This is a genomic window from Citrobacter sp. Igbk 14 (assembly GCF_028069825.1).
Taxonomy (GTDB): domain Bacteria; phylum Pseudomonadota; class Gammaproteobacteria; order Enterobacterales; family Enterobacteriaceae; genus Citrobacter.
The window spans coordinates 1-12,977 of sequence record NZ_JANEWM010000086.1 but is presented as its reverse complement, the minus strand read 5'-3'; the positions used below and the strand labels follow the sequence as shown (position 1 = coordinate 12,977).

The following is a 12,977-nucleotide window of genomic DNA, read 5'->3' as shown; positions in this document are numbered from 1 at the left end:
TCTTAAATTTTAACAAAGTNTAATATCTACTTTAAGAATAGTTAATGATTTAAATAAAGACAGAAAATATCTGTTGATATCCGAATAAATAAGGATGCGTTCAAAGCAAAGAGCGAAATATACCCGTCATATTTCAAGTTGCCTATGCGTTGGCTGCGTTAGTTCACCTCAGCCACATCGTATCTGTGTGCCTGGGAATTCACTCCCCGGACTTCCTGCAACTGGAATTATTTAGGGCATACGAGAATTAATTAACATTTCATGCATCGCGAGAAACTCTTTTTTAACTAAAAAAAGAGGCGACTGCTTGCACCAAAATTTCAAGGAGATCGTTATGTCTAAAGCTATTTTTTTGGGTGACTCAATTTACCCCTGGCTAGGCATGCGAGAAATCCTACGTGGCTCATCATTATATATTGATATCGCGTACCATTCCTCCCAGACGCTTTCTGCCGTCCAAACGCAATCTCATGAAACGGATTGCATCATTATTAATCCTGACAAATCAGATTTTTTAAAATATGCCAGGATTATCCGCAACATGGCTATACGACCATCCACAACGATCATCGTGTTAGCCGATGAAGCCACTTTTTCTATTTTTCAAACTGTTTGCGGAATGGCTCTGCAGTTCCTCGATCAAGACACCAGCCTTGATCAGCTATTGCAAACAATCACTTGTATCACAAACAACAAAAAGCCACGCAATATCAAAGAACTACAGACAAAAATAACGACCAACGAATTCAATGTGATGATGATGCTAGCCCGGGGGTGGTCACTGACACAAATCGCCGGCGTATCGCAAAAAAGTGAAAAAACAATCGGGGCGTACAAAAGCAACATTGCCAGAAAGCTGGGTAAAAGTAATACCCGGCTCAAGTACACCATTTCTCACTATAGCCAGCCGTAACTGACTTATTTAAGGATAGTAATCACGGTTAATTATTAACAGATTTTCTTTCGGCTCATTTTTTAATTCCGCCTGGCCCGGAAGGGATCGCTATTTTCGAAAATAGACATACCGGGTAGCACATCCGCGTGCCAACCATAGCCAACAACTCAACGTATTAACACATACATAACAGGAATGTAGACGAGGGTTATATATGAATAAGGTTTACAGCATTATTTGGAACGCGGCACTCGGTATCTGGGTTGTCGTCTCTGAATTAACCAGAGGTAAGAAGAAAAGCAGTTCCCGTAAAACTGTTGCGGTACTGGCAGCCAGCGCATTAAGTGGCGCTACGATGATGGCCTCAGCGGCGCAGATTACCGCTACGGGCGCGCGAAATATTTCTGACGACTTCCAGAACGGTATTTCTGCGGGCGTTTATCAGGCTCCCCACGACTACGGCTTCTTATATGAAAATAAAACCGCCAGTCAGGAGCTCAATATCAGCGGCGCAATCCCGACGATTAATCCGGGTCAAAGCGGCGTTGTAGAATCAACCACCATCAGTGAGTTACTGCGAACAGGCAAAATCACGCTGCAGGCCACCAGCCCAGGCCAGGGTGCCAAAACAATCACCAAACCTGAAGAGCTGGCGGAATACCTGACGTATAACCAATCGGCTGAGCCTTCTCAAAGCGAAAACTTCAAGGTGGTTGACCCGGCATTCCCGGACGGTTCAGAAACCATTAAGGTCTTTGATACCAATGTGTTAAGTAGTTTTCTTACTAAATCGCAAGTCGGCGATTCCGTCTTAAATACTTATGATGCAACCAAGTCTGAAATCTATAAGCAGTTTGGTATCGCACTGGCAACCCATGGCGCTACGGCCAACCTGAACATAGGTAATGACACGCTCCATGTACGCGACAAAGCCAATACCATCGAGTTACTGGCCAAAGACTCCTCCTTACTGGAAGCACAAGGCACCAACAGCCAGGTAAACTGGCAGTCTGACAACTATATAAAATTTAACGCAGCACCCGTGGTTCCCACACAAACGTTCACCGGCTCAAAGCAAACCTCTGTCTTTGGCGATGATGTGTCGCTGATGACTTATGGCTATGACGCAGATGGCAAGGTTATCGAAACCGGGGTGCGCACATTCACCATTACCAGTACGCAGGAGTTGGCCGATTTTAACGACTTCCTGTTGGGCAGAAGTGACGACGCCGCAGAAAATGCCAATGGGGATAAGGTCAGCCAAATCCAATTGTGGCTGGATGCTAAAGAGGTCACAACCGTTACAGCAGCACAAGCAAAGTATGCCGGGTATATCGATAGTTTAATTCATTCCAGTCAGCCGTCTGACGAACTCACCTGGGACTACAAAGTCTGGACCGATGGCGAGTCACATATCAACAACGCCACTGCCGCGAGCGGTGAGCTGCATGCCATTTATGCCAACGGCGCTGGCACTACCGGCACCCTGAACAAAGGGGCGATAATCGCCGTTGACGGCAGTATTAATGGCGTCATGAAAGCCATAGACGGCGGGGTTATCAACAACCTTGGCGAGCTGAACGCGCTACGCAGTTCTGGTGGGCAAAGCCTGGCGATTGGCATGTTGGCGCTAAACGCCGAGGCAACCAACCACGGGACTATCAACTCAGGTCTGTTCATTGATAAAGATGGTAATCAAAACGTCAACAGCTACGGCGCATTCGGTATGCAGGGGCAAGGTACCAGCGTTATCACCAACGAAGGCACCATCAATCAGGCGATCACCACCGATAACTTCGGCACCGCATCTGCCGCCGATCCCTGGAGCAAAGATGTCCCGGATGCTTCGCTGACGCTGGCCATTGGTATGCAGTTGTCCGGCGAGGCAAAAGGCGTCAATAACGGCAATATTAACGTCGTCGACGGACGTAAAAACGGTGCATCTTACGGTGACGGCACCGCCTTTGGCGTGGAAGTTGCGGGAAATGCGACCTTTACCAACAGTGCCGATGCCGCTATTTACCTGGGGCGTGACGCAAGTAACCTGACCCAGGATGTCATCATGCCCGGTGGTGCCAGCCTGAGCGCCGGGATTATGACCAAAAGCACCCAAGAGGTTATTAACAACGGTCTCATCACCTTGGGCACCGGTGTCCGTAACGCGGCAGGAATTTTGATCGGCAACGCAACCGGCAACGTACTGAATACGGGCAACATCGTCATCAATGGTAATGGGGATGCGGGGAACAGCAAGAACTACGGCATCTCCGTGCGTGACAGCGGCGCGGAAAATAATCAGCAAATCAGAAACGACGGCAAGATTAACGTCAACGGCACGAATAACGTGGGGATCCACGTCAGCGCCAACAACAAGAACGCCGCAGTGACCACCAGCGATACAGGTTCCATTATCGTAGATGGTACGGGTGGCATCAACGATCGTAACTATGCAGTCTGGGCTGAAGGTGGCACCAACAGACAGGCGACAGTCAACGTCTATTCCAACATCATATTGGACAAGGTTGGGAATATCGGCGTGCACGTACGTGATAACGCCATTGCTAACGTCGACAACCTGAGCAGCCCGGTGTTCAACAACACCGATCAGATTGGCTATTATCTGTATGGGGAAGGCGCTACCGCCAATATTGGTCAGGCGGTGATGAATGACAACGGTAAAGAACGTACCACCATTTTCCGTATTGCCAATGGTGCATTGTTGTCCGGCGACCCCAACGATCCGCAGAGCCCGACCCAATCCAACCTTGATCTCACCTTAAGCGGCAAAAACTCTGTTGGCGTTCTCGCTACCGGCGCAGGCAGTAAAGTCGATACTGGTGAAGCCACATTTACCGTGCAGGGTAGCGATTCCGCAGCGCTGGTCATCGAAGGCGGCGCCAGCGGTAATATCAGCGACAAAACCACCATTAATTTAACCGGTGAACGTACCGTTGCCGGGGTGGTTGATGGCCAGGCGCATCAGCTCAATGGTCGTAATCAGGACAATGCCACCAGCACGACGCTTACCTCAAACGCGAAGATCACCTCTGAAGCCAGTGGCAATGAAGTGATTGCCTATATAGCGAGAAATCTGGGTAACCTGATCCTCGATAGCGAATCGAGTATCAATCTTGCCAGCGTCGACAGTATCGGCGTGGACGTTCAACAAGGCGGGAGTCTGACCAATAAATCCGCCTCCGCTCTACATGTCAGCAACGGTATCGGCGTTCGCGCGTCGGGTGCCAGTGCGCAAATTAATCAACTGGGCCAGGTTAAGGTTGATGATGGCACCGCTGGCGTATTGCTGACGGAAGGGGCCAGCCTGCAGATTAACGGCATTAGTGGCGACAGCATTACCACCAACGGCACCGCTGATGGCATTCGTCTGGCAGATAAAGCCGGCGACCTGTCAGCGCAGCATGTGAAGATCCGTGCTGATGGCACAGGCGCAGGCATTCAAAACGATGCTAACAACACTAATATCACTCTGCAAAATGTGACCATCGATGCCAACGACGGCGCGGGGATCCGCACCAGCGTTGCCCTGAACATGAAAGATGGGCTTGATAACATCCTGAACGTCAATGGTAAAGGTACCGGCTTCGCTTTTGAGCAGCACGACGGGAGCGCGACAACGGGTAACCTGGCCATCGGTAAAGGCTATACCATTGAGGTACTGAATAGCGAAGGCAGCGGTATTCGCGCCAACACAAACGGTAAAGTCACTACCAGTGCCGATATCAATGTGCGAAACGCCGCCGGTGGCTCTGCCATCATCGCGAAAAACGTCAGCGCGTTGACCAACAGCGGAAAAATTGTCTCAGCCAGCACCACGGCTCCAGTGATTGACGCCAGCGGCGACAGTAATAAAACCATTACCAACACCGGTACCCTTCAGGCCCTGACCGACACAGCGGTGGCTATCGAATCGGGCAAGGGCAATGACACGATTGATATCAGTAAAGGCACGACCAGTGGCGTGATCAACACGGGTGAAGGCACTGATACCTTTAACTGGCGTAGTGGCTCTTTTGCGGGCGAAGTGAATTTCGCGGGAGCCAACGGCAACAATAAAGCCAATATTGGCGACGTTGAACTGAATGAGACCCGCCACATCACTACGAAAGCCGGTAGCGGCAACGCCCTCACCTTCACCGATACACATGGCATCAGTGCAAAAATTGGCAGCCTGAGCGGCGATAACCTGACCACCGGCACCAACATCGGCACGGGGTGGGATTCACTGACAATTAGCGGTCAAAAGGCGGATATGCGTATTGTCGACCGTCTGGAACTGGCCAGCCAAACCATTGCCGTTACCAGCGGTGCAACGCTGCGTACAGGCGATCACGGTGAATCCACCAGCACCGCGGCAACGATTGCTGATTACGATGTGATGACTCAAGGCCCAGACAGCCGGGTCATCTTTGATACCCAGGGTGATAACACCGCGGCGCAAATCTATAACGGTACGATCAGCGGCGATGGGAAGTTCGAACGTGCGGCAGGCGGCACCACGGTGTTTACCGCCAACAACAGCTACAAAGGCTCTACCACCATTGCGCAAACAGGTACGTTGCAGTTAGGTTCCGGCGGAAATACGGGCGAAGTCAGCACCGTTTCTGACATCATCGATAACGGCATACTGGCAATTAATCGCGCCAACGACGTCCTGCTGAACGGCGTTATTTCCGGTACCGGTGCACTGCAGCAAATAGGTGGCGGCATTACCCGTCTGGCCGGCAACAACATCTATACCGGCGACACAACGGTCACCCACGGCACGCTGTTGGTGAATGGCGATCAAAGCGCGGCACGTGGCGCAACCACCGTTAGCGGCACATCCACACTGGGTGGTAATGGCATTATCGGCGGCAACGTGTTGATGAACGATGCCACAACGATTAGCGCTGGTGACGGCGGTGCGGGTACGTTATCCATTAACGGTAATCTGCAGCTTGGCAGCAAAACGACGTCCGCCTTCGAGCTGGGCCAGGCCTACACACCGGGCGGTAAGCTGAATGACCTGATCAACGTCAAAGGCGATCTGCAACTGGACGGGACACTGGATGTCACCACGTCATCGGGCGGGAATTTCGGTCCTGGTGTGTACCGTATTTATAACTACGGCGGTACGCTGAATAACCAGACGCTGGAGTTAGGTGCGGTACCGGACACTCAGGATAAGAGCAACATCTTTGTCCAGACCTCTATCGACAAACAGGTCAACCTGGTGAATGCCAACGGCGTTACCCTGCAATTCTGGGATGGCGCAACCACCAGCCAGAACCACGGCTTAACGGGCATCGAAGGCAACAGCAAGATTGACGGTGGCGATGGCAAATGGATGGCGATCGGTGCTCAGGGTGACAACAACTGGACGACAGCTACCGGCGAGGGCAACGCCCCGTGGGCGCAGAAGTCCTTTGCCGTATTCACCACCCAGGGTGGCACCGTTACCGTGGATAACGCTGCAGGTGACGTCAACTTCTCTGGTGCGCAGTTTGATGCCGATGGTTACGTCGTAAAAGGCGATGCACTTAACGCCTGGGCCACCACAGAAAATGCCACCCATGCGGGGCAGACACCGGGAACCGGTGAACTGTTGCTGCGCGTAGGCGCCGGTGGTGCGGGACAAAACTTTACGGCAACCATTGAGTCAATCCTTCGTGAAGCCAGCACCAACGACAAACTGACACTGGTGAAAACCGACCTCGGCCGTCTGATCCTAAGCGGGGATAACACATATCGCGGCGGCACGCGAATTGATGGCGGTACGTTGCAGATCTCCTCTGACAGCAACCTCGGCCAGAGCGGCACCGATTTGGCGATTAACAACGCCTCCACGCTGCAAATGGGCGCGGACTTGACCAGCAATCGCACCATTGAGCTGGGAGCAAATGATAATGCGGCCGTGTTCGATCTCAATTCACATCACTTCACACCGACCGGGGAAATTACCGGTGATGGCAAACTGAAAGTCACCAGTAGCTCAAGCGATGCGGGCAGTACTCTGACGCTCGACCGTGCCAACAGCTACAAAGGCGACACAGAAATTGCCGGTACCGGTAATAGCAACAATGTGACGGTCAATGCCAGCAAAACAGGGGTATTCGGCAGCAACGAGAGCAGCACCATCACGGTTAATAATGGGGCAACGCTTAACGTCAGCGGCGCAGACACCCGTCTGCAATCACTGACCATGAACATTGCCGACAGCCTGTTAACGCTGGCGGATACCGTCACCGCCGCCAGTGCCAAACTGAATCTGACAGGAAAAGCCAAAGCCGTACTCTCAAACAACGCAACAGCCGGTGACGCGACGGTCAGCGTGGCGAAAGACAGCACACTGGCGCTGGAAGACAATGCCAGCGGTGGGAATGCCATTGTGACCAACAGTGGGCTGATGACCATGGCCGATGAGGCGATGGCAGAAAATACCCGCGTGGCCAACCTTGCAGGCGGCCTGGTAGATGTCAGCGCAGTAAACAGCGGGACGGCCATCGGTTCGTTGTCCGGCGCAGGTAACGTCGAGCTGGGTAAAAAGCAACTGTCGCTGGGGAATCTGCATCTTGCTGACACCATCAGCGGCATTATCAGCGGCAACGACGGCAGCCTGGTGAAAGTGGGTAACGGTACGTTGACCCTGACAGGCGACAACACCTACACCGGTATCACTGATGTCAATGAGGGGGTATTGCTGGTCAACGGCAATCAATCTGCTTCTACCGGTCAGGTCACAGTGAAATCGGGTGCCACACTCGGTGGTAACGGTATTATCGGCGGTGCGGTCGATGTGCAGGATAACGGCCACATTACTGCCGGTGCCGCCATCAATAGCGTGGGTAAACTGACTACCGGTTCTCTGACGCTCAGCGATAACGCCCAGCTGGATTATCAGTTTGGACAGGCTTATACCCCAGGTGGTGCTTTTAACGATTTGATTGACGTGAATGGCGATCTGACGCTCGACGGTAAGCTCAACATTGAAACCTCACCGGGCGGTAGCTTTGACGTTGGTGTCTATCGCGTCATCAACTACACCGGCACATTGACTAACAATGTGATGGATATTGCTAACGCGCCGGAAGCGGCTGACAGCCTGTACGTGCAGACGTCGGTGAAAAATCAGGTCAACCTGGTCAACCATGCCGGGCTGACGCTGCGCTTCTGGGACGGTACCGGCGGTGAAAATGGCGAGCTGAAAAATAACGGCGTCATCAACGGCGGTGATGGTATCTGGCAGTCAAGCCAGGGGAACGACAACTGGACGACGGATGAGTCTACGCCAGAAGGCGCGCTGAACGCACCGTTTACCGATGCTGCATTTGCCGTCTTCCAGGGGGAAGCCGGTAATGTGACCGTCGATAACAGCAAAGGCGACGTGATCATCAGTGGCGCACAATTCGCCACCGACGGTTATCGTGTAGGCGGTGAAGCCATCACTACCGATACCGCCAATACCTTGATTCGCGTCGGCGATGGCACAGTCGATGGTATCAACTACACCGCAACCATTGATAGCGTGATCCGCGGTACCGGTGGTCTGAATAAAGGCGACCTCGGTACATTAATCCTGACAGGCAACAACACCTACAGCGGCGGTACGACTATCACGTCAGGGACGCTTCAGGTTGCAGGCGATACCAACCTCGGCGCAGCAGAGACCGGAATCACCTTCAACGGCGGTACGCTGAAATATGGTGAAGCGTTTGATACCGCACGTCAGGTTACGCTGGAATCTGGTGGTGGGACATTCGACACCAACGGACATGATGTATCCCTGCTGACGGAAGTCGAAGGTAACGGTCAACTGACCAAAACCGGTAAAGGTTCACTGACGCTGACGCTTGATAACACCTATACCGGCGGTACCACCATCGAACAAGGTGTATTGCAGCTCGGTACCGGCGGTACGATAGGTAGCATTGAAGGGGATATCGTTGATAACGGCGTGCTTAACGTTAATCGCGCCGATACGCTGGCGTTAAGCGGGAACATCAGTGGTGCAGGCCAGCTGCATCAGACCGGTAATGGTACGACGGAGCTGCAAGGTCAAAACAGCTACAGCGGTGCAACACTCATCACCAGCGGGGTATTGCAAGCCGGTGATACCAACACCCTGAGTGCCGCCTCGCACCACTATGTTGTCGCGGGCACCACCCTGAATACCCAGGGTTATAACCAGACAGTCGCCGGGCTGAGCAACGGTGGCGATGTATCCCTTATCGGCCAGCAACCTGGCACAACCTTAACGGTTAAAGGGGATTACAGCGGCGAACAAGGCACTATCAACATGGCTGCCCGGCAGAATGCCGGCGGCACAGGTATTGCCGACCGACTGATTATTGATGGCGGTAAAGCCAGCGGAAGCACGTTGCTGGATGTCGACGGTTCCGGGCTCGGCGCACCGACCGTGGGTGACGGCATCGAAGTGGTCACGGCGCTTAATGGCGCAACGACGACGGCGCAAACGTCGCAGGATGCCTTCCATCTTGCCGCTGAGCGTATGGCTGCGGGTGCCTTTGAGTATCAGCTCCACGCCGGGAATGCACAGGGTCAGGGCGAAAACTGGTACCTGAGGAGTGAATATCGTCCGGAAACCATGCTGTACTCCGGTCTCGCCAGCGTGGTTCGCCAGGGTGACATCAGTCTGTTGGGCAACATGCACCAACGTATGGGTGATGAGGTTAAACCGGGTATTGATGAAGACAATCGCGCCTGGGCGAGAATGATTGGTTATTCCGGTAAAACCAAACTGGATGATGCAGCCGGTACGCAAACCAGCTCCCATACCATGGGTATTCAGGTCGGCGTCGATATGTACGCCAATGAAAGCTGGAAAGCCGGTATGTACACCAGCATTCTGGATATCGACAGCAATGTGAAAGGCAGTAAAACGGGCAGCAACGGCAAAGGCGGCAACATCGACGACAACGCATTTTACGTTGGCGGTTATGCCACCTGGTTCTCTGGTGACGGTATGTATGTCGATAACGTGCTGCAGTACGGGAACCATAAATCCCGCCTGTCGGCATCGGGTAACAACGGCTCTTACACCGTCAAAGGCAATACGCTGACGGCCTCAACTGAAGTGGGTAAAGCATTCCGTTTAGGTGCCAGCGCCTGGAGCCTGGAACCGCAGGCCCAGTTGATCTATCAGTACAGCGACTTTGATAACAGCACGCTGGATGGTGTAACCCAAACGAGAGTGAATATGGACACCGCCGATTCATTTACTGCGCGTCTGGGCGTGCGTCTGGTCGCGGACTACGACACCAACCACGGCAAGTTCCAGCCGTACGGCCGGGTAAACGTCTGGCAGGGTCTGGGTTCCAAAGATAAAACGCACTTCAGCAATGCGGTCGCCACTACCACACTGGAATCTTCACAGCAGTACTCCAGCACCGAGGTTGCAGCGGGTCTGTCGTGGTCTATCGATCGTAATCTGCAGGTCTACGGCGAACTGGGGACACAGTTCAGCAACGGCAGCAATAAATCGCAGGTTGAAGCCCCGGTCAATGCGTCTATTGGCTTTAAGAAATCGTTTTAAGCAGGCATAACCTCGCAAGCCCCCTGTTCACAGGGGGCTTTTTTTTGCCGTTCAGGGCCGCCTGATGCGCTACGCTTATCAGGCTGACAGACTTACCAGCAACGCGGAACAATCAAGGGATTGGGAAACGTAAATAAGGAGGGATTAACGATTATATTGCGCTAACAGTGAAGGGATCTCTTCTGCCAACACCGGGGGAGAAATGAAGAAGCCTTGAATTTTGTCGCAGCCAATCTGCGTCAGGCGATCAAGTTGAGACTGGGTTTCGACCCCTTCGGCCAGGACTTCAATGCCAAAATTGTGCGCTAAAGAAATGATGCCCTCAATAATCCTTGTCGATTTAGTGTCGGGCTCTATTTCGGTGACAAACTCTTTATCAATTTTTAAGGTATCAAAAGGATATTTCAGCAGATAATTAAGATTAGCGTGCCCGGTACCAAAATCATCGAGCGCTAATTTGACCCCTATTGCCTTCAGTTCCGTCATATTTTTCGCCGCTATTTGACTGTCACACAGCGGCGATGTTTCCGTTACTTCAATCTGGCATCGATGAACCGGAAGGCCGGAAGCGGCCAGGTTTTGTCTTATTCGTTGAGGTAAAAGAGGATCGCAGAATTCAAGCGCAGAAATATTTACTGATAATACAAGAGGTTCAGGCCAGGCACTCGCAACATTCCACGGTGGACTGGCAACCATATCTTCAATTGAAAATATATTGCCACTGTCTTCCAGTAACGTGATAAACACATCAGGAGAAATCATACCCATCTGAGGACTGTTCCACCGCATTAATGCTTCAAACCCGCTAATACACTCGGTATGTAAATTAAAAATAGGCTGATAAACCATATAAAGCTGACTGGTATTCAATGCCTTTTCAAGCGCGGTGAGCACCTCATCGGAATTAAACATTCCCCTCTCCCTTTACAAATCATATACATTAAAAACCAGTCAAAATCACTCCCGAGTTGTACCTGCTGTTAAGTGCGCTACATCAGAAAAGAATAGCCAGGTTAGGGTAAAAAAGACATGCTATGGGTAAATCTGACAATCAGTTTATTCAGATCAGATGTATTGGTCAGTCCCAGCTTGGCGACAACTCTCATTTTATGCGCCTGAATAGTCTTATAGTTCAGACTAACCAGCTCAGAAATTTCCCTGGCAGAATAACCACTTACCAATAGACTGAGGATTTGTTGTTCTCTTTCCGTCAATCTTTTCTGCGAGCGATACAGCCGGGGATTCCATTTCCCGACCGATAACGTTGCCAGCTGAGAAAAATCACGTAATGAGGATTTCTCAGTCAATACTATCGTTTTTTCAACGTATAATAATTCAACACATAATTTCGCCACCAAACTATCAGCGACGATGACAACGACGCTATTATAAAACTTGAACCGGTTTTTATTCAAAAACTGCACAATGGCGGAGCACGGCTGTTCATTGTTAATGATATTAAAAACCATTGTCTGATGCTGGCATAATGACGACTGCTGCAACATATCCTCAAACTGGAATGTTTTTATCGGCACATGTTTGCTTGTCAGGTAGGCAAACATACCGTTGCCCACAAAATTATCACTGCCACACATCAACATCCTGTTCATCGCTCCTTATAAGCTTCTAATTTTATTACTCATTAAAAATTTAATAATGGTTTTCTCAACTTCAGCCTCTTCACGACGGTTCTTAAAATCGAACTCGCAAGAAACCTGATGACAGGAATACAATTGATTATCCTCATCAAATTCGTTGATCGCGACGACATCAATGACCTTTAAATCAAGCTGAAAACTGCCGAACGTATCAAAATCCAGAGCAGCATTTTTAATCACTGCATCCTTGTAAAGAAAACGGGCATTAACATCTTTAGCGATTAACGCACAGCCACCCTGAGAGATGTTTTTAATCTTAAGTGAGTAGTTCTCTCCGTTTTTGTAACGACCAAAACAGAAAAAATCGAACCCCTTCAGAAAAGAAAACCGCTGATTCTGTCGCTGTTGGGCAAAGAAAATCATATCCGGGATGAGGTAGGATAATCCTGCCTCAGCACCTGTTGATGGGGTTGCTTCAAATCTGGCGCTAAATTTTATAATCCCGCTGTCACTGTGCAGGATAAAGTACTGGATCTTTTCAGGAATGATGTCTTCATGACCGGTGACCACAAAGCGTTCGAAATCGATCCTTTCTAACTGCGTGATGACGCTGGTGTTTTCACATAAAACTTCCAGCTTCGTCTTCTTATGCAGCTCTTCACGAAGGATAGCGATGATCTCAAACTTGTTGTCCTTTGCTAATCCAAAGTTCATTCTAAAACCCTTATTTCCATATTTAAGATATGTCTCGGCCCCGGTCTGATGACAGACAAAAACGCGAGATCAGCATCCACCCCTGGCGCCTAATTACCATAGTGGATTCCATGTCGAACAGTTGATTAAAACTTAAGTTTTTAACTATCTTTTGTCATTTATTGATACGTAAAAACATTTAATCAGAATTAATTTTAGCTTAAGCCATGCCTAAAAC

The 12,977-nt window shown here is 50.8% G+C and carries 5 protein-coding genes; 2 read left to right on the top strand and 3 right to left on the bottom strand.

From position 1 onward, the window contains the following. Window positions 1-334 precede the first annotated feature (334 nt). Window positions 335-913 (top strand): LuxR C-terminal-related transcriptional regulator, encoded by a 579-nt coding sequence (locus NNN64_RS21305; protein ID WP_271442691.1) that lies wholly within the window; start codon window positions 335-337, stop codon window positions 911-913. A gap of 196 nt (window positions 914-1,109) precedes the next feature. Next, window positions 1,110-10,448 (top strand): autotransporter outer membrane beta-barrel domain-containing protein, encoded by a 9,339-nt coding sequence (locus NNN64_RS21300; protein WP_271442690.1) that lies wholly within the window; start codon window positions 1,110-1,112, stop codon window positions 10,446-10,448. 144 nt (window positions 10,449-10,592) lie between these two features. Here NNN64_RS21300 and NNN64_RS21295 read toward each other — a convergent pair whose 3' ends face one another. From NNN64_RS21295 to NNN64_RS21285, 3 genes are all read right to left on the bottom strand, one after another. Next, the gene (locus NNN64_RS21295; RefSeq protein WP_271442689.1) at window positions 10,593-11,360 is read right to left on the bottom strand and encodes a putative bifunctional diguanylate cyclase/phosphodiesterase; all 768 of its coding nucleotides are present in this window, start codon (window positions 11,358-11,360) and stop codon (window positions 10,593-10,595) included. A gap of 101 nt (window positions 11,361-11,461) precedes the next feature. Then, the gene (locus tag NNN64_RS21290) at window positions 11,462-12,049 is read right to left on the bottom strand and encodes a helix-turn-helix transcriptional regulator (protein ID WP_333908968.1); all 588 of its coding nucleotides are present in this window, start codon (window positions 12,047-12,049) and stop codon (window positions 11,462-11,464) included. Between the two features lie 15 nt (window positions 12,050-12,064). Beyond that, entirely contained in the window at window positions 12,065-12,760 is a 696-nt protein-coding gene (locus tag NNN64_RS21285) for a flagellar brake protein (protein ID WP_061067471.1), read from the bottom strand. Window positions 12,761-12,977 lie beyond the last annotated feature (217 nt).

What these genes read in the sequence shown, in the direction of transcription:
- NNN64_RS21285 (WP_061067471.1), bottom strand. Translation starts at nt 12,760, where the DNA reads ATGAACTTTGGATTAGCAAAGGACAACAAGTTTGAGATCATCGCTATC.
- NNN64_RS21295 (WP_271442689.1), bottom strand. Translation starts at nt 11,360, where the DNA reads ATGTTTAATTCCGATGAGGTGCTCACCGCGCTTGAAAAGGCATTGAAT.
- NNN64_RS21305 (WP_271442691.1), top strand. Translation starts at nt 335, where the DNA reads ATGTCTAAAGCTATTTTTTTGGGTGACTCAATTTACCCCTGGCTAGGC.
- NNN64_RS21300 (WP_271442690.1), top strand. Translation starts at nt 1,110, where the DNA reads ATGAATAAGGTTTACAGCATTATTTGGAACGCGGCACTCGGTATCTGG.
- NNN64_RS21290 (WP_333908968.1), bottom strand. Translation starts at nt 12,049, where the DNA reads ATGTTGATGTGTGGCAGTGATAATTTTGTGGGCAACGGTATGTTTGCC.